The organism is Bradyrhizobium sp. HKCCYLRH3061, from assembly GCF_051168015.1.
GTDB lineage: Bacteria > Pseudomonadota > Alphaproteobacteria > Rhizobiales > Xanthobacteraceae > Bradyrhizobium.
In genome coordinates this window covers 58,211-82,401 of sequence record NZ_JBNPUE010000023.1, presented here as the reverse complement: position 1 = coordinate 82,401, position 24,191 = coordinate 58,211, and the positions used below count along the sequence as shown (strand labels likewise).

Here is a 24,191-nt window from a genome sequence, read left to right as displayed (position 1 = left end):
GGACGGCCTCTGGCCTGTCCATCGGCCGCGCAATGCCTCTGAACGACCGCCAAACACGGCCAACCAAATCACGGCCAAGACGAGACAAAGCTCGAGATCAGGTTTCCGGGACGTCATGCCTCAAAAGGTTCGAATCGCGCTGGACGCCATGGGCGGGGATTTCGGCGCGGCCGTCGTCATCCCCGGTGCCGCGATCGCGCTGAGCCGCCATCCGGATGCGGAGTTTCTGCTGTTCGGCGACAGTGCCAAGATCGTTCCCGAGCTCGACCGGCATCCGCGGCTGAAGGCGGTCTCGCGCGTCGTCCACACCGATGTCGCGGTCAGCATGGAGGACAAGCCGAGCCAGGCGCTGCGGCGCGGCCGCAAGACGTCGTCGATGTGGCTCGCGCTCGAGGCGGTGAAGAAGGGAGAGGCCGACGTCGCCGTGTCCGCCGGCAACACCGGCGCGCTGGTGGCGATGGCGCGGTTCTGCCTGCGCACGCTGGACGGGATCGACCGGCCGGCTCTGGCCGCGATCTGGCCGACCGCGCGCGGCGAATCGGTGGTGCTCGACCTCGGCGCGACGATCGGCGGCGACGCCCACCACCTCGTCGCGCTGGCAGTGATGGGCGGCGCGCTGGCGAGCGTGCTGTTCAACAAGCCCAGGCCGACCGTCGGCCTCCTCAACATCGGTGTCGAGGAGATCAAGGGCCATGAGGAGATCCGCGAGGCGGCCGAGCAGCTCCGTGCGATGAACCTGCCGCAGCTCGACTATATCGGCTTCGTCGAGGGCGACGGCATCGGCAAGGGCGCCGCCGACGTGGTCGTGACCGAGGGCTTCAGCGGCAACATCGCGCTGAAGACGGCCGAGGGCACGGTGCGCCAGGTCACGGATTTCCTGCGCGGCGCGATCCAGGCCAGTCTGCTGGCCCGGGTCGGCTACGTGTTGGCACGCGGCGCGTTCGCCGCCCTGCGGGCCCGGCTCGACCCGCGCAAATCCAACGGCAGCGTGGTGCTCGGGCTCAAGGGGATGGTGGTCAAGAGCCACGGCGGAACCGATGCCGAGGGCTTTGCCTCGGCGGTCAGGGTTGGCTATGAGATGGCCCGCTACGATCTCCTGACCAAGATCAATCAAACACTCAATCCCGACGGCGGCGCACCGGCGTCCGAACCCGTCGCCCAGGAGGCTGTCTCGTGACAATTCGTTCGGTCGTGCTCGGCTGTGGCTCCTACCTCCCGCAGCGGGTCGTGACCAATGCCGAGCTGGCAAGCCGCATCGAGACCTCCGACGAGTGGATCGTGCAGCGCACCGGCATTCGTGAGCGCCACGTCGCAGCCGACGGCGAATTCACCTCGCATCTCGCGATCAACGCGGCCCGTGCCGCGCTGGCCGCGGCCGATGTCGATCCGCAGTCGATCGATCTGATCGTGTTGGGCACCTCGACCCCGGACAACACCTTTCCGGCGACGGCCGTGGCGGTGCAGAACGGCCTCGGCATCCATCATGGCGCGGCGTTCGACCTGCAGGCGGTGTGCTCGGGCTTCGTCTATGCGCTCGCGACCGCGGATAATTTCCTGCGCAGCCGCCAGTTCAAGCGCGCGCTGGTGATCGGCGCCGAGACCTTCTCGCGCATCCTCGACTGGAACGACCGCACCACTTGCGTGCTGTTCGGCGACGGCGCCGGCGCGCTGGTCCTCGACGCTCAGGAGCAGGGGGGGGCCTCGGCCGATCGCGGCGTGCTCACGACTCACCTGCGGTCCGATGGTCGCCACAAGGCCAAGCTCTATGTCGATGGCGGACCGTCCTCGACCCAGACCGTCGGGCATCTGCGGATGGAAGGCCGCGAGGTGTTCAAGCACGCGGTCGGCATGATCACCGACGTGATCGTCGACGCCTTCGATGCCACCGGCCTGTCGGCCGAGACCATCGACTGGTTCGTGCCGCACCAGGCCAACAAGCGAATCATCGATGCTTCGGCGCACAAGCTGCACATCGCGCCGGAGAAGGTGGTGTTGACGGTTGATCGGCATGGAAATACCTCCGCTGCCTCGATCCCTCTGGCGCTCGACGTGGCCGTCAAGGACGGTCGCATCAAGAAGGGCGACGTGGTTCTGCTGGAGGCGATGGGTGGCGGCTTCACCTGGGGCTCGGCTTTGGTGCGCTGGTGAGCCTGCCGCGCGGCGGGATTACGCCTTAGATCGGCATGAGGGCCCGTACTTCTATTCACGCTGCTGTTGACCACCGCCGCTTAACCTCTTAATTTCCGGAGCGAATTATTCGCCGAGAGTTTGGGGCAGGCGATGGCGGGAACCGGAAAAACAGTCACACGCGTCGATCTCTGCGAGGCAGTCTACCAGAAGGTGGGGCTCTCGCGGACGGAGTCGTCTGCGTTCGTCGAGCTGGTCTTGAAGGAGATCACCGACTGCCTCGAGCGCGGCGAGACGGTCAAGCTATCGTCGTTCGGGTCGTTCATGGTGCGCAAGAAGGGTCAGCGCATCGGACGTAACCCGAAGACGGGCACGGAAGTGCCGATCTCGCCGCGGCGGGTCATGGTGTTCAAGCCGTCCGCGATCCTCAAGCAGCGCATCAACGGCCAGCAGGGCAACGGCAAGATGAACGGCGAGGCCAGCGCCGAGTTCGGCGCCGAGCCGGAATAGGGCCGGGCTGGCCCGCCGCATCGTCCGGCGAGGCCGTATCGACGCGTTACCTTCGTCCCGCGTGCAGTTCGTCCAGTCGAATCAGCGTAGTCTCCCACTTTCTTGGCAGCACGGTCGAAGGGGAACGGGCATTTGGACAAGGCGCCGGATGCGTTTCGGACGATCAGCGAGGTCGCGCAGGAGCTCGACATCCCGCAGCACGTGCTGCGGTTTTGGGAGACCCGGTTCGCCCAGATCAAGCCGATGAAGCGGAGCGGCGGCCGGCGCTATTACCGGCCCGACGACGTCGATTTGCTCAAGGGCATCCGCCGCCTGCTGTACGGCGAAGGCTACACCATCAAGGGTGTGCAGCGGATCCTCAAGGAGCACGGCGTCAAGTCGGTCCAGGGACTGGCCGACAGCTCCGCCGCGGTCTCGTTCGGCGCGATGGAGGAGACCCTCGGCCAGGCGATGATGGAAGAGGAGCCGATCGGCGAGGCCGAGGTCGAATCGGAGGACGAGGAGGAGGAGGCTTCCGACGAGGAGGGCATCGACTTCCGCTTCGTCGACACCGAGGACGACATCCTCGACACCTTCCGCGTCGGCCCGCCCACCCGCGCCGGCATGAAGCCGGAGGAGCGCGACAAGCTCCAGGGCGTGCTCAAGGACCTGCTCGACTGCCGCGCGCTGCTAGACCGCGCGATGAAGGACGTCTGAGGCGCACAGCGCGCGTCACTGAGAATTCGCCGGGCACGGCCGGTGATCCCGCGTTGTAACCCACCCCGAGAGCCGCAGGTCGGCTGCGCTCCCGTTCCCCTTGCGGGGAGGGGTTGGGGGTGGGGGTCCCCGGTCTCCGTTCAATCTGGCAGCCCCATGCCCCCCAAGGAAACCCACCCGCCGTGCCTTGCATCGGGCTCGGATCACGGCTACAGGAACGGCCATCGGAGCGTGGCGCAGCCCGGTTAGCGCACTAGTCTGGGGGACTAGGGGTCGTGGGTTCGAATCCCGCCGCTCCGACCATTTCTCAAATCGCTGCATTTGACATCGGCCGATGCGTTTTTGCGTGCCCCTGCCGCGACCGCTTTGTCCGTGAGACTGGCTTTTCAAGCCGCAGACCGCCCCCTAAACTCCCGAACAGGGCCTGCTGGACGCTGATCGAGCCGGCTCGTTTCATTTGTGAACGTTGTTGCCGAGACTTCCGTCATGGACGCCGCCATCGCCGACACCTCCTTTGGGCATTTCGAGAACGCCGAGCAGATCGCCTTCTGGAACGGTGCGGGCGGCGGGCGCTGGGTCGCGCGCCGCGCCGAGATCGATGCGATGCTGGTGCCGGTGCAGGAGGCGTTGCTGGAGCGCGCGGCGATCCAGGCGGGCGAGCGGGTGCTGGACATCGGCTGCGGCTGCGGCGCGACCTTGATCGCGGCGGCCGAGAAGGTCGGCCCAGGCGGCAGCGTGCTCGGCCTCGACGTCTCCGCGGCCATGCTGACCGCGGCCCACGAACTCGCCCCGGCCGAGGCGCCCGTGAGCTTCGTGCAGGGCGACGCCATGGTGCACCACTTCAAGGCCGCCAGCGCCGATCTCGTGATCTCGCGGCTCGGCGTCATGTACTTCGCCAATCCGGTGCGCGCCGTGCTCAACATCCGCAATGCGCTGCATTCGGAAGGGCGCGTCGCGTTCGCCTGCTGGGGCGAGCTGCGCGACAACCCGTGGGCGCTGGAGCCGCTGCAGGCGGCCTATGATCACGTGCCGAAGCTGCCGGGATTGCCGCCGCACGCGCCGGACGATTTCGCATTCGGCGCTCCCGAGTGGATGGAGAAGGTGACGACCGATGCCGGGCTGCGCCGCATCCGGCTGGAGCGCCACGACATCGCGCTCGACGTCGGCGCGGGCGCCGGCCTCGACAGCGCGGTGCAGACGGCGCTCGCGATCGGGCCCGCCGGCCGTGCGGTGGCGGGGCAGCCGACCGAGGCCATGGAGGCCGCGACGGCCGCGGTGAGGAAGGCGCTGGCGCGCTACGCCAGAGGCGCGGGCGTCATGGTGCCCGCCTCGTTCTGGACAGTGACGGCCGTCGATCCGTGAAAGGCGGTCTTGATCGCTGAACCCCGTGACAAAGCCGCAAGATCGGTCGAGCGCGTCATGTCCGCCTGCGCTTAGCTGATGCCGCCACGGAGCAAGGAACGATGAAGGCGGCGCTGCGAAACTACCATGCGCGGATGCAGCGGGTGCTGGATCATATCGACCGGCATCTGGAGGATGATCTCGATCTGGACGCGCTGAGCAGCATCGCGGCCTACTCGAAATATCATTTCCACCGGCAGTTCACGGCGACCTTCGGTCTATCCGTGCATCGCTACATCCAGCTCGCCCGCATGAAGCGGGCGTCCTATCAGCTGGCCTACAGCGATGCCCAAAGCGTCACCGAGGTCGCGATGGAGGCCGGCTACGATGCGCCCGATGCCTTCGCCCGCGCCTTTCGGCAACGGTTCGGGCAATCGCCGTCTTCGTTCCGGAAATCTCCCGACTGGGAGCCGTGGCTTGCGGCCTTCGGGCCTCTCGACGACGCGAGGAGCAAGCTGATGCGGACGACCTATACCCCTGACGACGTGACGATTCGCGAGGTGCCGGCCACGCCGGTGGCGATCATGGAGCATCGCGGCGACCCGGCGACGCTCGGCGCGACCATCCAGCGCTTCATCGCCTGGCGCAAGGCGGCCGGCCTGCACCCCAGGACCCATCCGACCTTCACGGTCTGGCGCTCCGAGCGGCGCCCCGCTTCGCCTGCCGACTACAGCGTGGATCTCTGTGTCGGGACCGATCAGCCGGTCGAGACGGACGACGCGACGATCAGAGCCGGCGTGATCCCCGGAGGACGCTGCGCCGTGCTGCGCGTCGTCGGCAACACCCACAATCTGGAGCCCGCCGCGCTGTTCCTCTATCGCGACTGGCTTCCAGCCAGCGGCGAGGAGGTGCGTGACTTCCCGATCTATTGCCAGCGGCTGAATTTCTTCCCGGAGGTTCCCGAGCACGAGACGGCTGCGGACCTGTTCCTGCCGCTGAAATAGCGCCCGACGGCCGGATCCATTCTAAAACATGCAGCCAGGAGCCTTCTCAACCTTGAGTTCCGCCAGGAAGGGGGCTCTGAGGGGGAGAGCGGCCTCCTTTGGAGCGGTTCCAGTTCCCATCCGGGAACCACGAGCGGCCGTGTCCGTTAACGATCAAGCCGCTCAATCAGGGCCCCACACCCTGACATTGAACCTTTGCGCGCACGCGCGCACCAAACCTGTGTTCGGCTCGTTGTGGAGCCGGTTCCAGGAAATTTCAGACTGACATCGGGGTTCACCTCGATGTGCTGTTCATTGTCGTTGAAGGAGGCGCGTATGGTCCTCAGGACTTTGAAAGTTTCGCTGTCCGTTTTTGCCGCTGCAACCTCGGTCGTATCGCTGTTTGCCGTCAGCTGGGTTGGTCTCGCGCTGCTCGGCTACTGACAACTCACGCAAGACGCATGGAGGCGCCATCTGTGCCTCGCGAGACGGAAAGCGCGCCCGGATCGAGCCTGATCCGGGCGCGTTCGTTTTTGCGGATGCGAGAGGCGCTATGCGAAGGCCTTCTCCATCGTCTCGATCAGCACGCGGAACGACTTGTCGTGCCGCGTGATCGGTGGAATCGCCCTGGTGATACCGAGCAACTGATAGACCGCCATCTGCGCGGCACGCACTGAATATTCCACCGTGAACACGACGTCGTCGGGGATCTCTACGAACTGGCTGACGAAGGCGAGGTTCTTCGAATTCGCCGGCACCGGCAGCGGCCGGTCGGCCTTGTTGCGCGGCATGAACATGCTGGTGATGTAGGGCAGGCGGCATGGCACGCAGGTCGCCTGGTTGAACACCGCAAGGTCGAAGTTGAGGTGGCCGCACAATTCTTTGAGGATGTCGGCGCCGCCGCAATCGGCCATCGCCTTGCCGACGAAATTGCCGATGCGGTCGGGATGCAGTGCATAGCCCCAGAACACCTGTACGTCGGCGGGCTGGCCGGCGAAATGCGGCTGGTGATACAGCACGACCGACATCAGCCAGTTCGACTCGGTGAAGGTGACGAGCCCGCCGGTGCCCGCGGCGTTGCCGCTGAACGCTTCCATCGCGTCGAAGAACCGCGGATTGCGGCAGGTGACGGTGAACGACTCCCAGCAGGATTCCGGGATCGATGAGTTGAACGCGGCGGGATTGCCGAATTCGGGGCGGCCCTTCGCGATTGTCTCCCACAGCGTCCAGCCCTGGCTGTCCTGCTTGGTGAGCCGCGGCGGCGGCGCATCCTGCGTGCCCAGGCTGGTCGCGTCCGTCATCGAGCCGTTCTGCAGGAAGACGAGATCGTCGCTCGACAGCGCGACCGTCTCCGGCTTTCCGCTGCGATCCAGCGTGAGGCGCTTGACCACATGCTTGCCGGCTTCCGTCGCGATCTCCATGTCGGTGACATCGACGCCGCCGGCGAAATTCACGCCGTGGCCTTCCAGCCATTTGACGAGCGGTACCACGATCGCATCATACTGGTTGAACACGGTGCGCTTGACGCCGGCCAACGTCTCGATGCGAGGAAACTCGTTCATGAAGCGATGCAGATAGCGCTTGAACTCGACCGCGCTGTGCCAGGGCTGGAACGCGAACGTCGTCTGCCACATGAACCAGAAATTCGTGGTGAAGAACGGCGGCGACAGCCAGTCGGTGATGCGGGAGTTGCCGAGCTTCTCCTCGGAGGCCTCGGTCAGCCGCACCAGTTCGAGCCGGTCCTGCATGGTGAAACCCATGGTGGAGACGTCGATCTTGTGCCGGTTGCGATCGACGAGGCGCGCCTGCGAATGCGCGACATGGGCCTTGTTGAAGGCAATCGTCTCGTCGCGCACGGTGCGGCGGGGATCGCTGGCATCGGGGATGGTGGAGAGCAGGTCCCACGTGCACTCGTAGTGATCGGTCGTCAGCATGCGGCCGCCGCGCAGCGAGTAGGAGCCGTCGGGCAGCCGCGCGCCATCGAGACTGCCGCCATAGGGCAGGTGCTTCTCGTAGATCGTGATGTCGCGGCCCGCGACGCCGCCGTCGCGGATCAGGAACGCCGCGCCGGCCAATGCGCCGATGCCGCTGCCGATGAAATACGCCTTCATGATGGTTCACCCGGATCGTGTGTTATGATCCGGGGCTTAGCTGCTGTGTTCCCTCGCGGAACTGATCCAGGTCAAGCGCTGCGGCGCGCGGTGATCACGATCTCGCGTGGTCCGTCAAGCGAATGATTTCACCACCGACTGCAGCAGCACCTTCAGCGATTTGTCATACGGCGTGACCGGCGGAATGGCGCGGTCGATCTTCAAGAGCTGATAGACCGCATGCATGGCCGCGCGCACCGAATATTCGATCGTGAACACGGCATCCTCGGGCAGCTCGACATATTGGCCGATGAAGGCGAGATTCTGCGAGGTGAGCGGCACCGGCAGCGGCCGGTCGCCATAGCTGCGCGGCATGAACATGCTCATGATGTAGGGCATCCAGCACGGCACGCAGGTCGCCTCGTCGAACACGTTGAGCGGAAAGCGCAGATGCCCGCACAGCTCCTTCAGGATTTCGGCGCCGCTGCACTCGGACATCGGCTTCCCCACGAAATTGCCGACGCGATCGGGATGGAGCCCATAGCCCCAGAAGATCTTGATGGTGCCGGGCTGGTCCGGAAAGTATGGCTGGCTGTAGAGCACGATCGACATCCGCCAGTTCGAATCCTTGAACGTGACGAGCCCGCCGGTGCCGGCGACGTTGCCGGTGAAAGTCTGCATCGCGTCGAAGAAGCGCGCATTGCGGCAGGTGACCGTGAAAGATTCGAAGCTCGACTCCGGAACCGATGAGTTGAACGCGGCCGGATTGCCGAATTCCGGGCGGCCCTGTGCGAGCTTCTCCCAGAGAGTCCAGCCTTGGCTGTCCTCCTTGGTGAGCTGCTTGGGCGGACTGTCGTGGCTGCCGAGGCTGGTCGCGTCCGTCATCGAGCCGGCGGTGTAGAACACGAGGTCATCCGCCGCGAGATCGATGCTGCGGCCGACGAAGTCATGTTCCAGATCGAGGCGCGTGGCGCGATGCTTGCCGTTCTCGGTGACGAGCGCGATGTCAGTGACGTCGGCGCCGCCGACGAAGTTGACACCGTGGCCTTTCAGCCAGCGCATCAGCGGCTTGACGATCGAGTCATTCTGGTTGTGCACCGTCCGCTTGACGCCGCCGAGCGTATCCATCATCGGGAATTCGTTGATGAAGCGGCGCAGATAGCGCCTGAACTCGACCGCGCTGTGCCAGGGCTGGAAGGCGAAGGTCGTCTGCCACATGTACCAGAAGTTCGTCGTGAAGAACGGCGGCGACAGCCAGTCCGAGATCAAGGACTTGCCGAGCTTCTCCTCCGAGGCCTCGGTGAGCCTGGTCATCTCGATGCGGTCCTGCATCGAGAAGCCCATGGTGGAGACGTCGACCTTGTGCCGGTTGCCATCGACCAGCCGCGCCTGCGCGTGGGTGACGTGGAGCTTGTTGAACGCCACGGTCTCCTGGAGGATGGTCTGCTGAGCGTCGGTTTCGCAGGGAATGGTCGACAGCAGGTCCCAGGTGCATTCGTATTGCTCGGTCGTCAGCATGCGCCCGCCGCGCATCGAGTAGGAGCCGTCCGGAAGACGCGCGCCGTCGAGGCTGCCGCCATAGGGCAGGCGCTTTTCGAAAATGGTGATGTCCGATCCGGAGACGCCGCCGTCGCGGATCATGAATGCTGCGCCGGAGAGCGAACCGATGCCGCCACCGATGAAATAGGCCTTCATGAGATCGACCTGTCGAGCAAGGGATTGAAACGAGATAAGGAAAATGTCGCCAGGACGGCCAGGCGGCCGCAACCAGCACGCACTCGCCGCGATGTTACCTCAGCGGGATGAATTAGTCGTCAACAGCTTGAGGTCGTTTACCCCTGGTGTGGCGCAATGTCCCGCGGAGCGGGCCCAACCCCCTCCACCGTCATTGCGAGCGCAGTGTTCAGCCCGGGGACATGGCTGACAGGTGTTCGAAGACATGGTTGACACCTCAAAATTGGCTCGATTCGTCAAGCAAAGGGGCGAGCGATGCCGTGGCGAGAGGTGTCTGTCATGGACCAGCGACGAGAGTTTGTGATGCTTGCCAAGCAGGAGGGAGCCAACCGGCGGCAGCTGTGTCGGCGGTTCGGCATCAGCCCCCAGACCGGCTACAAATGGATCGAGCGGTCTGACGCCGGCGATACGACGCTGGCGGACCGGTCGCGGCGGCCGCATCGAAGTCCGGAGCGCACCGCAGCTGCGACTGAGCAGCAGATTGTCGCGTTGCGCGATGCTCACCCGGCCTGGGGCGCGCGCAAGCTCGCGCATCGTCTCGATCGCGATGGGCAAGCTGTCCCGGCGATCTCCACCGTGCATAACATCCTGCGCCGCTACGATCGGGTGACGGAGCCTGGCGGCACGCCCGGGCAGCCCTACACGCGGTTCGAGAAGGATGCGCCCAATCAGCTGTGGCAGATGGACTTCAAGGGACACAGTGCGCTGGAGAACGGTGTGTCTTGTCATCCGCTCACCGCGCTGGACGATCACTCGCGCTTTTCCTTGTGCCTGGCGGCCTGCGACAATGAGCGCGGCTCTACGGTCAAAGGACATTTGGAGACGACGTTCCGCCGCTATGGACTGCCGGATGCGATGTTCGTCGACAACGGTGGCCCCTGGGGCTTTACTCTCGAAGACCCCTGGACCGCGTTGACGGTCTGGCTGCTGAAGCTCGGCGTTCGAACGATCCATAGCCGGCCCTATCATCCCCAGAGCCGCGGCAAGAACGAACGCTTCCACCGCAGCCTGAAGGCCGAGGTCTTTGCCTTCAAGCGTTACAGGGACCTTCCCGATGTCCAGCGGGCACTCGACGAATGGCGAGCCGTCTACAATCTCGACCGCCCCCATGAGGCTCTCGACTTCAATGTGCCGGCAAGCCGCTATCGGCCCAGCCAACGCACCATGCCGGATCGCCTTCCGACGGTGGACTACGACGAGGGGGAGATCGTCCGTTCCGTGTCGAGCACGAAGGCCTATGTCAGTTTCGAGGGACGGCTCTGGAAAGTCCCTCAAGCCTTTCGCGGTGAGCGACTCGCTATTCGTCCACTCAGACAAGACGGAAAATTCGGAGTTTTCTTTGCCGCTCATCAGATCGCAGCGATCGATTTGCGTGACCCCAAAAGTGTCAACCATGTCCCCGAACAGGTGTAAGCTATGTCTCCGGGCTAAACAGCAGCGAAGCAATCCAGTGCCGAGCAAGGATTCTGGATTGCTTCGCTGCGCTCGCAATGACGCGGTGAGAGCCGGGTTCGCCGTTAACCGCGCGGCAGCCGGCTTGTTTCGTTGTCCGGCGCAGTCGACGTCGGCCTCAATGCCCCGCCATGTGGCGGCCGATTTCGGTGAGATCAGCATCGCTGCCGCGGGTCTCGTAGACCAGCTGGCCGTGGAACATCACGACCAAGCGGTCCGACAGCTCCAGCAGCTCGTCGAGATCCTCGCTGACCAATAGCACGGCGGCGCCGCGATTGCGCGCGGCCATGATCTCGGCGTGGATCTGCGCCACCGCCGCGAAGTCGAGGCCGAAGCAGGGATTGGCGGCGATCAGCACCTCGACGTCGTGACCGAGCTCGCGCGCGAGCACGGCGCGCTGCACGTTGCCGCCCGACAGTGCCGAGATCGGCGTATCCGGCGTGCGGGTCTTGATCTTGTAGCGGTTGATCTTGGTTGTCGCGCCCTGGCGGAAGGCAGCCTTGTTCAGCCACCAGCCGCCGCGGGCGAACGGCGCGCGGTCGAACTCACGCAGCGCGATGTTGTCGGCGACGCTCATGCCGCCGACGCAGGCGTTCTTCAGCGGCTCCTCCGGCAGCAGCGACATCTTGTGCCGGCGCATCTCCTCGCGGCTCGCCACATAGGCCTCGCCGGAGACCCGGATTGCGCCGCTCTCGGCCTCGCGCTGGCCGGCGAGCACCTCGACCAATTGGCGCTGGCCGTTGCCGGAGACCCCGGCAATGCCGACGATCTCGCCGGCGCGCACGGTGAGCGACAGGTTGTGCACAGCGAGGCCGCCGGAATCGTCGCGCGCCACCAGCTTCTCGACCTCGAGCCTGACGTTGCCGGCCTCGCCGGTGCGCGACGGCTGCACCGTGAGCTGCTCGGCGCCGATCATCATCCGTGCCATGTCGTCGGGCGTCAGTTCGGTGACCTTGCCGCGGCCGGCGAGCTTGCCGCGCCGGAGGATGGTGACGTCGTCTGCGAACGCCATCACCTCGCGGAATTTATGCGTGATCATCAGGATGGTCAGCTCGCCGGCCTCGACCATCTTGCGCAGCATGCCCAGGACCTCGTCGGCCTCGCCCGGCGTCAGCACCGAGGTCGGCTCGTCCAGGATCAGGAAGCGGCGCTTGAGATAGAGCTGCTTGAGGATCTCGCATTTCTGCCGTTCGCCCGCGGAGATGTCGGAGACCTTGGCGTCGAGCGGCACGCGGAACGGCATCCGCGCCAGGAAGGCCTCCAGCTCCTTCTTCTCCTTCGCCCAGTTGACCACCGCCGGCACGTCGTCGCGCGCCAGCACCAGGTTTTCCGCGACCGTCATCGCCGGCACCAGGGTGAAGTGCTGATAGACCATCCCGAGGCCGAGCGCGTGCGCGTCCCTGGGATTGTTGATGGCGCGCTCGCGCTCGGCGATCAGCACGTCGCCCTCGGTCGGGCGGTAGTAGCCCATGATGCATTTGACCAGCGTCGACTTGCCGGCGCCGTTCTCGCCGAGCAGCGCGTGGAACGAGCCAGGCCTGACCTTCAGCTCGACATTGTCGAGCGCGGTGAACGCGCCGAAGCGCATCGTCATCGCGATGGCCTCGACGCCGAACGCGCCTGATGGCGTCGGATCGTCGCCGATCACGACAGCGCCTCGATCAGCGCCGCGGAGGTCGCGACCGCGCCGAACACGCCGCCCTGCATCTTGATCATCTTCAGCGCGTGATCGTGGTTGCCCTTGTCGGTGGCACCGCAGCAGTCCGACAGCAGCACGCATTCGAAGCCGCGGTCGTTGGCCTCGCGCATCGTGGTGTGGACGCAGACGTCGGTGGTGATGCCCGTCAGTACGATGTTCTGGATGCCCTTGAGGCGCAGGATCAGCTCGAGGTCGGTGGCGCAGAACGAGCCCTTGCCGGGCTTGTCGATCACGATCTCGCCGGGCGCCGGCGCCAGCTCGGGGATGATCTCCCAACCCGGCTCGCCGCGCACCAGGATGCGGCCGCACGGGCCGGGATCGCCGATCCCGGCGCCGATCTGCTGCGAGCGCCAGCGCTTGTTGGCGGGCAGGTCGGACAGATCGGTGCGGTGGCCCTCCCGGGTGTGGATGATGCAGAAGCCCTGCGCGCGCATCACGCTGAGCAGCTTCTTGATCGGCTCGATCGGCGCGCGAGTCAGCGACAGGTCATAGCCCATCTTGTCGACATAGCCGCCGACGCCGCAGAAATCGGTCTGCATGTCGATCACGATCAGGGCCGTGTTCTCTGGCCTGAGATCGCCGTTGTACGGCCAGGCATAGGGCTCGGAGCGGATGGTGCGCGCGGTCATGGTGGACCTCTGAAATCAGCGGGTGATGGACAGTTCGGCCGGCGCGCCGCTCAAGGTGCGTTTCGGCGAGCAGGTGATGATCATGATCAAGAGCGTCAGGATGTAGGGCGCAGCGTTGAACAGATGATAGCCGGAGGTGACGCCGACCGATTGCAGCGCCGGTCCGAGCGCTGCGGCACCGCCGAAGGCGAGCGAGGCCCACAGGCACAGCATCGGGTCCCAGCGCGCGAAAATCACGAGCGCCACCGCGGTGATGCCTTGGCCCGAGGAGAGGCCCTCGTTCCAGCTGCCGGGATAGAACAGCGACAAAAACGAGCCGCCGATGCCGGCGAGGAAGCCGCCGGCCATGGTGGCGCGCAGCCGGATCATCAGCACCGAGTGGCCCATCGCGCGCGCCGCATCCGCGCTCTCGCCGGCGGTGCGGATCAGCAGGCCCCAGCGGGTGGTTCGGAATGCCCACAGCAACAGCGGCGCGAGCACGACGCCGAGCAGGAAGAGGACGTTGATGCGCAAGGCCGCGCGCACCTGCGGCACGTCGCTCCACCAGCCGAAATCGATCGCCGGAAGCCGCGCCGCCGTCGGCTCGATCAGCGGCTTGCCGAGGAAGAAGGCGAGCCCGGTGCCGAACAGCATCAAGGAGATTCCCACCGCGACGTCGTTGACGCGCGGCAGCGAGCAGATGCCGGCATGCAGGGCGCCGAGCAGCGCGCCGGTGAGGCCGGCGGCGAGCACGCCTGCCCACGGCGATCCCGTGAGATAGGAGATGCCATAGGCGCTCATCGCGCCCATCACCAGCGTGCCCTCAAGGCCGAGATTGATGCGACCGGAGCGCTCGGTGATGCATTCCCCTAGGCTCACGAACAGGAACGGCGTGGAGACGCGGATGGCGCCGCCGAGCACCGCCAGCGGCACGGTCCAGAGCCCGATATTGCCGTCAGCCATGGATCAGGACTTTCCCTTGAGGACACCGATGCGGCCATAGAGCGCGTCGCTCGCCAGCACCGAGATGAAGATGATGCCCTGCAGCACCAGCACCGAGGCGTCGGGCAGGCCGAGCCTTCGCTGCAAGAGGCCGCCCGAGGCATTGATGCCGCCGAGCAGGATCGCGACCGGAATGATTGCCAGTGGATTCTGCCGCGCGAGGAAGGCGACGAGGATGCCTGTGAAGCCGTAGCCGACGGCGAGATTGGCATTGGTGCGCCCCTGGACCGCGGCGACCTCGACCATGCCGGCCAGGCCAGCGCAGGCGCCGGCGAGGAAGCAGACCGTCAGGATCAATTTGCCCACGGAGAGGCCAACGATCTTTGCGGCCCGGATGTTGCCGCCGGCGACGCGCGCGGCGAAGCCGAACGTGGTGTGATAGATCAGCACGTAGGACGCGATTGCCGCGATCAGCCCGAACACCAGGCCCCAATGCACGTCGGTGCCTGGGATGCTGCCGATCATGTTGGCGGCGCCGATCTCGCGCGTCGACGGCTTGTTGAGGCTCGCCGGGTCACGCATCGGGCCCTCGACGAGATGGTTGAGGATCGCGAGCGCGATGTAGACCAGCAGCAGGCTGGAGATGGTCTCGTTGACGCCGCGATACTGGCGCAAGCCGCCCGACAGCAGGATCCACAATCCGCCGCCGGTCATGCCCGCGATCACCATCGCGATCTGCACGACGAGCGGCGGCATGCCCTGCAAGGCCAGCGCCGCCGAGGTTGCCGACAGCGCGCCGATCAGCAGCGCGCCCTCGCCGCCGATGATCACCATGCCAAGCTGAGCGGGCAGGGCGGTGCACAGCGCGGTGAGGATCAAGGGAGCCGCGCGCGTCAGCGTGTTCTGCCAGGAAAACCAGGTGCCGAAGGCGCCGTAATACATGTACCAATAGAGGTCGAGCGGGTTCTTGCCGAACAGCGCGACGAAGATGCCGAACACCAGGAGCGCGGCGACCAGCGCCGCGCCCGGGATGAGGATGTATTCAATGCTCGCGCCATGGCGTTGCAGGAAGCCTGCGTCGGCGGCCGGCGCGATGGCGGCCGCATCAACCGGATCGGCCGCCTCCGTGGTCACGACGTCGCTCCGATCACGCCCTCGACCAGATAGTCCATCTTCTCGAGCTCCGGATCCTTCTGGCCGCGCTCGGTGCCGGCGGTGATCACGGTGTTGCCCTTGTTGTCCTTGATCGGGCCCTTGAAGATCGTATAGCCCTCGCCGAGGAACTTGCTCTTGATCTCGTCGGCGTGCTTGCGCGCCTGCTCGGACACCGCCTCGCCATACGCCGAGATCTTGACCACCTCTTCCTTGAGGCCGCCGCGATAGAAGTTCGGAATGCTCTCGCCGGCCTGGAGCATCTTGACGAACTTCGGATACAGCGCTTCCCAATTCCACTCGGCGCCCGTCAGATAGGCCTTCGGCGCCAGCGGCGACTGGTTGACGTGATAGCCGGTGACGAACGCGCCGCGGCGCGCGGCGTTCTCGACCATCGTCTTCGGACCGTCGACATGGCAGGTCAGGACGTCGACGCCCTGGTCGATCAGGCTGTTGGTCGCCTCGGCCTCCTTGACCGGCATCGACCAGTCGCCGGTGAAGATCACCTGCGTGGTGGCCTTGGGATTGGCAAGCTGCGCGCCGAGCGTGAAGGCGTTGATGTTGCGCAGGACCTGTGGGATCGGCTTGGCGGCGACGAAGCCGAGCTTGCCGCTCTTGGAGGTGTAGCCCGCGACGATGCCGGCGATGTACTGCGCCTCGTCGATATAGCCGAAATAGGAGCCAGCGTTCTTCGGGTCCTTCTCGCTCCAGAGGCCGCCGCAGTGCTCGAAGCGCAGCTTCGGGTACTTCGCCGCCATCTTGATCATGTGCGGATTGTAGTAGCCGAACGAGGTCGGAAACAGCAGCGTGGCGCCGTCGAGATTGATCATGGACTCGATCGTCTTCTCGACCGCGTCGGTCTCCGGCACCTTCTCCTCTTCGATCACCTTCAGCCCGGGCAGCTTCTTCAGCGCCGCCGCACCCTGCGCATGCGCCTGGTTGTAGCCGTAGTCGTCGCGCGAGCCGACATAGATGAAGCCGATCGTCGTCTCCGCGGCGAAGGCCGGCCGCAGGCCCGCGGCCGCGCCGAGCGTCAGCGCCGCGCCACCCTGCAACAGATGCCGTCGTGAAATCCTGCCAAAGTCCATTGGTGAGCTCCCTCGGCGGGTCGATCCGCCCGCGCTGTCATCTCGGCTTCACCGCCACACGGCGGAGCCTCGAACGGGAGTGATCGCAAGCTTTGTGCCAGCGGCTTTCAGCGCGGCCGAGGAGCTAAGTCACTGAAGTGTTGGTGTTTTGTGGCTGACTGTAAACTGGGCAGTAGCGTGACACGGCAATCATTAGCCTATTAATTGATCAATCGACTGCAATTGTATGCAATGAGTTCGGCCGGGCGGGACCCCCAGACGGTCAGCCGCGCGCCTTCGCGAAGCGCGGCGGTCAGATCCCGGGCGTGAATGCCGACGTCTTGGGGAGGCGCCAGGCTCTCTGGGAAACAGTCGGCTCTCTCCACGTCATTGCGAGGAGCGCAGCGACGAAGCAATCCAGTGTCCCGTCCACAGCGCTGGATTGCTGCGCTGCGCTCGCAATGACGGATGAGAGCGCAGAACGCAGCAGGGCTCAGAGGCCACGCTTTGCATGGCGTCCTATTGCATGAGAATTCGTCGCGCCGCTCTCAGATCCCGAGCAGCCAGACCGCGACGATGGTGCCGATCACGGCGAGCCCGCTGATCGTCCACCCCGTCACATAGGCGCCGTCGTCCGATCCCGCGGGATCGACCATCGTGTCGCGCCAGCCTTGGTCCTGCCAGTGCCCCTGTTGGTACGCCATGCGAACCTCCTCGAGCCTGCCTCCCCACGGAATAAGTCGGACGCCTGTCGAGAAGGTTCAACCCCAAGCTGAAATCTTCGTTGCATGCGCTGCAACGCAAATCTCCGACATCCCCTCTGGTCAGGCCGGCGAAACGTCCTAAGCTCGCAAACGCGTTCCACGAAGAGAACGAGCAAGTCGCCGGGGCGGCATGGCCGTCCCGCAGCAGGGAAGGAAGACCATCCGATGAAGGATTTCGCCGGCAGGATCGCCGTGATCACCGGGGGTGGCACGGGCATGGGCCGCGAGCTCGCGCGCCAGCTCGTCGCCGAAGGCTGCAACGTCGCCATGTGCGACGTCTCGACCGAGGCGATGGCCGAAACCAAGCGGCTGTGCGAGGCCGAGAAGCTGCCGCAGGGCCTGCGCGTCACCACCCATGTCGCCGACGTCTCGATCGAGGCGCAGCTCCAGCGTTTTCGCGATGAACTCGCCGAGCAGCAGGCCACCGACAAGATCCATCTGCTGTTCAACAATGCCGGCATCGGCGGCGGCGGCAGCCTGTTCACCAATTCAAGAGAGCAATGGGAGCGCACCTTCAACATCTGCTGGGGCGGCGTCTATCTCGGCGTCCGCACCTTCCTGCCGATGCTGCTGAAGGCGGACGAGGCTCATATCGTCAACACCTCGAGCGTCAACGGCTTCTGGGCCTCGGTCGGCATGGGTGTTTCGCACACCGCCTACAGCGCCGCAAAGTTCGCGGTGAAGGGATTTACCGAAGCGCTGATCAACGACCTCCGCCTCAACGCGCCGCACATCAAATGCTCGGTCGTGATGCCCGGCCATATCGGCACCTCGATCGTGTCGAACTCGCGCAAGGTGCAGAGCGGCACCGAGTCCGACGAGCTCAGCGAGACCGAGATCGGGCTAGCGCGCCAGCGCATGAAGGGCATGGGCATCGACGTCTCCGCCATGAGTGACCAGGACATCCAGGCCGCCGCCCGCGAGCGCGCCCGCAGCTTCCTCGAAGACGCGCCGACGACGGCGGCGCAGGCCGCGAAGATCATCCTCGACGGCGTCAAGGCCGAGCAGTGGCGCATCCTCGTCGGCGAGGACGCCAAGCTGCTCGACATGCGCGTCCGGCAGTCACCAGAGCAGGCCTACGAGCCGGAGTTCTTCCAGCGCTTTGCGCAGGAGGCGGGCTGGAAGCTGGGGTAGGGTTGGCGTACGCACGCCTCGACGGTGCCAGTGATTGCGCCCTCTCCCCTTGTGGGAGAGGGCTCCGCTGATATCAGCGTCGTGCTCACTTGGGTGAGGGGTTGTATCCACAGAATCGCCGCCCGTATGGAGAGAGACCCCTCACCCGGATTCGATGCTACGCATCGAATCCACCCTCTCCCACAAGGGGAGAGGGTGCACCGTCCGTGCGGCGAGACACGACTTTCAACTAATTAGTCGGCCGCTGAGTTTTACCTCGACGACGCCACCCGGTACGCCATCCGCGTGTGGCTCGGGCAATAGGGCAGGCCCTCGATCGGCTTGGAGCCGCAGAAGCAGAAATCGTCGGCGCCGGGGGTCGAGATCGGCCAGCGGCAGCGCTCCTTGGAGAGTTCGAACAGCGAGCAGCCGTTCTCGACCGTGCCGACCGGCTCCTCGACAACGATCGGCGGCGGATCGTTCTGGACCGCGCGCAGGATGCGGCGGCGCAGCTTCGGCACGGGACGGCGGGCGCCATCGCGTGTCGTCTCGGCGCGAACCACGCGCCTGGTGTCGCCGCCATTGTCGCGCGTCAGCGCCAGGCGGGAGATCTTGCCGATCACGGCGTTGCGGCTGACGCCGAGCTCGGCGGCGATCTCTCGGCAGGTCAGCCCGGCCTCAAAGTGCTGCTTCAGGGCCTGGAGCCGTTCCTCGGTCCAGGTGGGGAGTGTCTGTCGTTCGGCGGGCATTGTTGTCGCTTCCAAGTTTGATCCGTCCTGGATCGTCCTGGCCGACGGCTGCACCGAAACTGTTGTCCGCGCTGCGTGTCCCTAGCTTACGCCCGTCCGTTGTCGCGAATCGACAGCAGCCCATCCTTGATGGCGAGCCGGATGCCTTCTTCAATCAACGTTCTGCAGACACCCGGAACGCTGGTGCCGTGGGTTCCCTGTTTCACGAGCTTTTCGAGATAGCCGATGGTTGCCAGGGCTAGGGTTACGGGGATGCGGTCAGTTTCGGCTTTTTCCGTCGCCATGCCTAAAAGCTAGTCCGTAACCGATGTACAGAAAAGTAACTTTTTAGACTCTATTAGGAATCGGATTGGTTGTACAGCGGCTTGGGGATAACTGGTTAAGATATTGAATTTTATGGAAATATGACGAATCGGGCTGGTCGCGGCGGTGACTCTCCGCCCGCTCGGCGAGTCCGGGCCCGGAATGGTACGGGAAGCACGGGCCGGGAAGATTCGCGTGGGCCGCGGTGTCCGATGGTTTCTTCAACCGCCGCCGTGCCGCGGGGCACCTGATCGGGGAGCCCTGGCGGAATTGTCGGCTGAAGAGGCGGACGGTCGCTCGCGGCTTTTCCGGTCGGTGCGAGAAAATTCGTCATTCCAGAAATAACACTTTCGCTTTTCCGGAAACTGTGCTTTAGTGCCGCCATCCCGCCTCACTCGGAAGGGGCGTTGCGCGCGATCGTCACGACACGCGAGGCGGGGAGCGATGGCCGCGATGGAGCCGCAGCGTATCCGCGAGGATGCGCGGACGAACGGCTCGGCGCGGACGTGAAGTCGCAGCGTGCTGACACCCCGACGCTGGTGTCACGTTCGCGACGGCGCTTGCGCGCCGCGCGGGCAATGGTGGCCAACAAGCCCGGCGCACCAGGCAGACTGCGTATAAGCGTGAACACCATCGCGCAGGGAAGGCCGGGCGTTCTCGGCTGCACCTGTGGTACCTGCCGCCTGCATTTTTCTCGCAGGCGGGCCGCAGGCGCCAGCCGGCGCCTGGCCTTCCCTGCGCCCTCCGACTTTTGAGAGGGTGAGATGATGGCATGACTCGGCGCGAGCGGCGCGCGAGGATGATAGATCGTGTCTCTTGGAGTGAACGAGGGTTGCACTTCAAATTCGGTCGTCATCCCCGCGAACGCGGGGGATCCAGTACGCCGCGGCCTGTCGAGGACTTACGCCTGCCTCTGGATAATGGGTCGCCCGGTCGAGCCGGGCGACGGCAGCGGGGCGAGCCGCGCCAGCGTGCCCGACACAAACCTCACCCGTGCACGACGGCCTTCGCGATCATGCAATGAATGCCCTTGGAGCCGTTGACGGTCTGGGTCACCCGCAGGTCGGCGGCGAGGCTGCACAGCGTGTAGGCGTCCTCGCGCGACAGGTTGCGCTTCTCGCCGAGCAGCACGATCATGTCGCGCAGTGCCCGCACCGCGCATTGGTCGAGATCGGGGTCCATCGCCATCGTCATGTAGTGCGTGGCGGTCTCGGCGCGTGGATAGTCGAACTTGAGATCCTTGCGCACGGTGAGGCGGAAGCGGCCCTGCAGCGCGGTCTCGATCGCCGTGACGCAGACCTCGCCGTCGCCCTGCACGCCATGGCCGTCGCCGCAGGAGAACAGCGCGCCCGGCACGAACACCGGCAGATACAGCTTGGCGCCGGCACCGAGCTCCTTGTTGTCGAGATTGCCGCCCATCGCGCGCGGGATCAGCGAGGTGATGCGGCCCCAGGCGGGCGGCGGCGCCACACCCATCACGCCGAAGAACGGCGCCAGCGGCAGCTCGAGCCCCCACGGCAGCTTGCCGACCATCCGTTCCTTGTCGAGCGGGATGTTCATCAGCCGGCTCTCGTGGAAATCGTCGGGCAGGGTGCCGGCCAGCGGGCGGATGAAATTATAGCCCCAGTCCTGGCGCAGCTGGACGTCGAGAATGTCGACCTCGAGCACGTCGCCGATTTCGGCGCCGTTGACCGCGATCGGCCCGGTCAGGATGTGGCCGGGCACCATGCGCTCGCTGCGGGCGTGGACGTCGAACAGCTCCGGCGGCACGTGGAACTTGCTGGTATCCGGCACCACGTCGGGTCCGCCGCTGATCGAATCGATCGTGACCTCGTCACCGCTGTCAACCGTGAGCACCGGCTTCAGCCGGGATTCGAAGAAGCCCCAATGGCAGGTCTCGGGGCTGGCGTGCAGATGATGGTGGGCCATGATGCTCTCGTTATTGCCGGTTCGAGCCTGAGCATAGCGCATCCCATGGCGTTCGCAGAGAGATGGCAACGCATGGCGGCTGTCGTGTATGAGGGCGGCCGTGGCACTTCACCCCGCGCCGGAGCTCGCAATGTTCTTTGTGCTGTCGAAGACGCTCGGCCTGCTGGCACTGCCGACCAATTTCATGATCGCGCTGGGCCTGCTCGGTGCCATCCTGATGCTGACCCGGTTTGCCGTGCTGGGGCGCAGGCTGGTCGTCTCGGCCATGCTGCTACTGGCGATCGTCGGCCTGACGCCGCTCGGCAGCCTGATGCTGTATCCGCTGGAGAGCCGGTTTCCGAAATGGGATCCGGCGAACGGTGCGCCGGACGGCATCATCGTGCTCGGCGGTCCGGTCGATTCCGATCTGTCGGCAATGTACGGCATGCCGGTGACGGTGGCGGGCGCGGACCGGGTGATCCAGGCGGCCGCGCTGGCGCGGCGCTACCCGACTGCACGCATCCTGTTCACCGGCGGCAGCGCCAATCTGATCGCGACCGAGGCCAAGGAGGCCGATGTCGGCGCCGAGATCCTGCTCAGCCTCGGCGTGCCCAGGGAGCGGCTGCTGCTGGAGCGGCAGTCGCGCAACACCTACGAGAATGCGATCTTCTCCAAGGCGATGATCTCCCCGAAGCCGGGCGAGCGCTGGCTGCTGGTGACCTCGGCCTATCACATGCCGCGCTCGGTCGGGCTGTTCCGGAAAGCGGGCTTTCCGGTCGAGCCGTATCCGGTCGATTGGCGCGTCGGCCGCGTGCTGGATTTCGATGGCATCTCGCTGCTCGGCCTGCGCCGCGCCGACATTGCGGTGCGCGAATGGGTCGGGCTGTTGGCCTACCGCCTGCGCGGCCGCATCGACGATCTGTTTCCGGGACCGGCCTAGGCGGTCGTCTTGCCGAAGCCGGCCGCTTTTGCCGCCAGCTCGCCGCGCACGTGCGCGACGACCGGCTCGTAGCGGCAGCTTGCATCCTGCCGGAACAGCCGCGCGCTCGGATACCACGGGCTGTCATCGCGATCCCTGAGCCAGCGCCAGTCGGCGAGGGAGGGCAGCATGATCCATGTCGGCCGGCCGAGCGTCGCGGCGAGATGCGCGACGCTGGTGCAGACCGTGACCACGATGTCGAGGCAGGAGATCAAGGCCGCCGTCTCGACGAAGTCGGTCAGCTCGGCGGTGAGGTCGCGGATGCCGCTCTGCTGCGCCAGCATCGTCCGGTCCGCGGGCCGCAGCTCCTTTTGCAGGCTGATGAAATCCGCATCGAGATCGAGCAGCGGCAGCAAGGTCGACAGCGGCATCGAGCGGTTGCGGTCATTGCCCTGGTGCGGGTTGCCGGACCACACCAGCCCGACGCGCAGCCGGTCATGCGACCCCAGCCGCTGCTCCCAGGCCGCGATGCGCTCGGCCGGGAGCCGCGGCAGATAGGAAGCGGACGGAATGGTGGCGAGTGTGGTGCCGAAAGCGAGCGGCAGGCTCATCACCGGGCAATGCATGTCGAAGGCCGGCCGCTGCAGCTCCGGCGCGAACGCAAGACATTCCGACACGCCCTCGACACCTGCCAGCAGCGGCCGCAGCGCCTCGCGGACCACCAGGATCACCCTGGCGCCGCGCGCGGCGACCATCGGCAGGTAGCGCGCGAACTGGATGGTGTCGCCGAAACCCTCGTCCTCCTCGATCAGGACGGTCTTCCCCGTGATGTCCTCTTTGCCCAGCCATTTCGGCTCCGCAAAGCGCGGATATTCGGGCGAGAAATCCGGCATGTTCCAGCGCGCCTCGCGCCGCGCCCAGCCCGCGGCGTAGTCGCCGCATTGCAGCTCGACATGGGCAAGCTGCCAGGCCGCCTTGGCGTTGCCGGGCTCGGTCGCGAGGACCTCGCGGTAGACCGCGGCCGCCTCCTCGAAACGCAGCGCCTGCAGCAGCGCGAAGCCCTTGTTGTGCAGCACGTCGACAAAGCCCGGCCGCAGCGCCAATGCCTTGTCGAACCAGACCAGCGCCTCGTCGATCCGGCGCAGGCAGACGAGGGCGTCACCGAGATTGTTGCAGGTCAGCACATCGGTCGGCGCCAGCGCCTGCGCGCGCTCGCAATCCGCCAGGTAGTCGTCGTAGCGCTTCAACCCGCGCAGGCAGCGGGCGCGCATCTGCAGCGACTGCAGGTCGCCCGGCTGCTGCGTCAGGCTGATCGTGAAGGCCTGGGCGGCTTCCTCGTAGCGCTGCTGCTGATGCAGCAGCAGGCCGCTCTGGAACGCGGCCTCACGGTGCACGGGATCGATCGTCAGCGCGTGCTGATAGCTCAGCAGCGCCTCGGCGCCGCGGTCGAGCGCCTGCAGTACGCCGCCCATATGCTTCCACAGCTCGGCCTCGTCGGGCTTGAGCTGGATCGCCTTGTCGAAGACGGCGAGGGCGTCGTCGAGCCGGCCCATCTGCTTCAGGGTGAAGCCGAGGCTGGTGAGATAGTCGATCTTCGGGGTCTGCCGGATCGCGCGCGAGAACCACGCCACGGCATGGTCGTGCTGGCCGGTCTGCAGCGCGATGATGCCCATCAGCGCAAGGCTGTCGGCGTGGGTCGGGTCGGCCGCCAGCGCCTGCTCGCAGCAGACCTGCGCATCGAGCAGACGCCCTCCGCCGAGGTGATGCAGTCCCGCCTCGTAGAGGGCGGCGGGCGACAACACGGGCGTTCCGCCGGGGCCGGCCGTTGCGCTCTTGGCGCCTTCCTTCCGGTCGCTGCGGGTCATCACCTGATCCTTTCCGAGGATCGAAAATTCATAAGTGATTCCCGTGATTTCGAGAAGGATCATGGTATGGCGGGCGAGCCGGAAGCTGGAAATACTGGCATCATCAGGTGCGAGGGTCTAACAAGCCGCCCGAAGCTGAACCACACGCGGCGCGGACGCCCGGTGCGGC

General features: G+C 65.7%; 21 protein-coding genes and 1 tRNA gene. 10 read left to right on the top strand and 12 right to left on the bottom strand.

The features are described from left to right. Window positions 1-115 precede the first annotated feature (115 nt). From plsX to ACQR2C_RS29080, 7 genes are all read left to right on the top strand, one after another. Entirely contained in the window at window positions 116-1,177 is a 1,062-nt protein-coding gene (plsX, locus tag ACQR2C_RS29110; RefSeq protein ID WP_316181524.1) for a phosphate acyltransferase PlsX, read from the top strand. Then, on the top strand, window positions 1,174-2,148 hold the full coding sequence (locus tag ACQR2C_RS29105) for a beta-ketoacyl-ACP synthase III (RefSeq protein ID WP_434882651.1): 975 nt from the start codon (window positions 1,174-1,176) through the stop codon (window positions 2,146-2,148). Before plsX ends, ACQR2C_RS29105 begins: the two co-directional genes overlap by 4 nt. 132 nt (window positions 2,149-2,280) lie before the next feature. Further along, complete coding sequence (locus ACQR2C_RS29100) at window positions 2,281-2,637, top strand: integration host factor subunit alpha (RefSeq protein ID WP_315740211.1); 357 nt, start codon at window positions 2,281-2,283, stop codon at window positions 2,635-2,637. A 132-nt stretch (window positions 2,638-2,769) separates the two neighbouring features. Beyond that, entirely contained in the window at window positions 2,770-3,333 is a 564-nt protein-coding gene (locus tag ACQR2C_RS29095) for a MerR family transcriptional regulator (RefSeq protein ID WP_315805816.1), read from the top strand. A gap of 225 nt (window positions 3,334-3,558) precedes the next feature. Continuing rightward, window positions 3,559-3,636, top strand: a tRNA-Pro gene (locus ACQR2C_RS29090). Window positions 3,637-3,819: 183 nt separating this feature from the next. Next, window positions 3,820-4,695, top strand: coding sequence for a class I SAM-dependent methyltransferase (locus ACQR2C_RS29085; protein WP_434874846.1), 876 nt, complete (start codon window positions 3,820-3,822; stop codon window positions 4,693-4,695). Between the two features lie 101 nt (window positions 4,696-4,796). Beyond that, entirely contained in the window at window positions 4,797-5,678 is an 882-nt protein-coding gene (locus tag ACQR2C_RS29080; protein ID WP_315805813.1) for an AraC family transcriptional regulator, read from the top strand. Window positions 5,679-6,208: 530 nt separating this feature from the next. Here ACQR2C_RS29080 and ACQR2C_RS29075 read toward each other — a convergent pair. Both ACQR2C_RS29075 and ACQR2C_RS29070 read right to left on the bottom strand, forming a co-directional pair. Further along, entirely contained in the window at window positions 6,209-7,768 is a 1,560-nt protein-coding gene (locus ACQR2C_RS29075) for an oleate hydratase (RefSeq protein WP_434882650.1), read from the bottom strand. 114 nt (window positions 7,769-7,882) lie between these two features. Beyond that, window positions 7,883-9,478, bottom strand: a complete 1,596-nt coding sequence (locus ACQR2C_RS29070) for an oleate hydratase (RefSeq protein WP_434882664.1) — start codon at window positions 9,476-9,478, stop codon at window positions 7,883-7,885. Between the two features lie 258 nt (window positions 9,479-9,736). On the opposite strand from ACQR2C_RS29070, the gene ACQR2C_RS29065 reads away from it, so the two are divergent. Continuing rightward, complete coding sequence (locus ACQR2C_RS29065) at window positions 9,737-10,894, top strand: IS481 family transposase (protein ID WP_316216558.1); 1,158 nt, start codon at window positions 9,737-9,739, stop codon at window positions 10,892-10,894. A gap of 157 nt (window positions 10,895-11,051) precedes the next feature. Here the strand turns inward: ACQR2C_RS29065 and ACQR2C_RS29060 are convergent, their stop codons facing one another. The 6 genes from ACQR2C_RS29060 to ACQR2C_RS29035 all read right to left on the bottom strand — a co-directional run bounded on the left by ACQR2C_RS29060 (window position 11,052) and on the right by ACQR2C_RS29035 (window position 17,105). Further along, window positions 11,052-12,527: an ABC transporter ATP-binding protein gene (locus tag ACQR2C_RS29060; RefSeq protein ID WP_315800410.1), complete on the bottom strand. Its 1,476-nt coding sequence runs from the start codon at window positions 12,525-12,527 to the stop codon at window positions 11,052-11,054. Between the two features lie 50 nt (window positions 12,528-12,577). Next, window positions 12,578-13,261, bottom strand: a complete 684-nt coding sequence (gene biuH / locus ACQR2C_RS29055) for a biuret amidohydrolase (protein ID WP_434846929.1) — start codon at window positions 13,259-13,261, stop codon at window positions 12,578-12,580. 15 nt (window positions 13,262-13,276) lie between these two features. Continuing rightward, entirely contained in the window at window positions 13,277-14,203 is a 927-nt protein-coding gene (locus ACQR2C_RS29050; protein ID WP_315775139.1) for an ABC transporter permease, read from the bottom strand. Window positions 14,204-14,206: 3 nt separating this feature from the next. After that, entirely contained in the window at window positions 14,207-15,316 is a 1,110-nt protein-coding gene (locus ACQR2C_RS29045; protein ID WP_316181507.1) for an ABC transporter permease, read from the bottom strand. Next, the gene (locus ACQR2C_RS29040) at window positions 15,313-16,422 is read right to left on the bottom strand and encodes a BMP family ABC transporter substrate-binding protein (RefSeq protein ID WP_315740200.1); all 1,110 of its coding nucleotides are present in this window, start codon (window positions 16,420-16,422) and stop codon (window positions 15,313-15,315) included. Before ACQR2C_RS29040 ends, ACQR2C_RS29045 begins: the two co-directional genes overlap by 4 nt. A 527-nt stretch (window positions 16,423-16,949) precedes the next feature. Further along, window positions 16,950-17,105, bottom strand: coding sequence for a hypothetical protein (locus tag ACQR2C_RS29035; protein ID WP_434882649.1), 156 nt, complete (start codon window positions 17,103-17,105; stop codon window positions 16,950-16,952). Between the two features lie 225 nt (window positions 17,106-17,330). Between ACQR2C_RS29035 and ACQR2C_RS29030 the strand changes: the two genes are divergently transcribed. Next, a complete protein-coding gene (locus ACQR2C_RS29030; protein WP_315799651.1) occupies window positions 17,331-18,299 on the top strand; it encodes an SDR family NAD(P)-dependent oxidoreductase in 969 nt (322 codons plus the stop codon). A gap of 251 nt (window positions 18,300-18,550) precedes the next feature. On the opposite strand, the gene ACQR2C_RS29025 is transcribed toward ACQR2C_RS29030, so the two are convergent. From ACQR2C_RS29025 to ACQR2C_RS29015, 3 genes are all read right to left on the bottom strand, one after another. Beyond that, on the bottom strand, window positions 18,551-19,027 hold the full coding sequence (locus tag ACQR2C_RS29025; RefSeq protein WP_315799652.1) for a GcrA family cell cycle regulator: 477 nt from the start codon (window positions 19,025-19,027) through the stop codon (window positions 18,551-18,553). 86 nt (window positions 19,028-19,113) lie between these two features. After that, window positions 19,114-19,311, bottom strand: a complete 198-nt coding sequence (locus tag ACQR2C_RS29020) for a hypothetical protein (protein WP_006614936.1) — start codon at window positions 19,309-19,311, stop codon at window positions 19,114-19,116. A 1,006-nt stretch (window positions 19,312-20,317) separates the two neighbouring features. Further along, on the bottom strand, window positions 20,318-21,259 hold the full coding sequence (locus tag ACQR2C_RS29015) for an acetamidase/formamidase family protein (protein ID WP_316181504.1): 942 nt from the start codon (window positions 21,257-21,259) through the stop codon (window positions 20,318-20,320). Between the two features lie 130 nt (window positions 21,260-21,389). On the opposite strand from ACQR2C_RS29015, the gene ACQR2C_RS29010 reads away from it, so the two are divergent. After that, complete coding sequence (locus ACQR2C_RS29010) at window positions 21,390-22,178, top strand: YdcF family protein (RefSeq protein ID WP_434882663.1); 789 nt, start codon at window positions 21,390-21,392, stop codon at window positions 22,176-22,178. On the opposite strand, the gene ACQR2C_RS29005 is transcribed toward ACQR2C_RS29010, so the two are convergent. Further along, window positions 22,175-24,022 carry a tetratricopeptide repeat protein gene (locus tag ACQR2C_RS29005; protein WP_434882648.1) on the bottom strand — a complete coding sequence of 616 codons (1,848 nt, stop codon included), beginning with the start codon at window positions 24,020-24,022 and terminating at the stop codon, window positions 22,175-22,177. The genes ACQR2C_RS29010 and ACQR2C_RS29005 overlap by 4 nt on opposite strands. Window positions 24,023-24,191 lie beyond the last annotated feature (169 nt).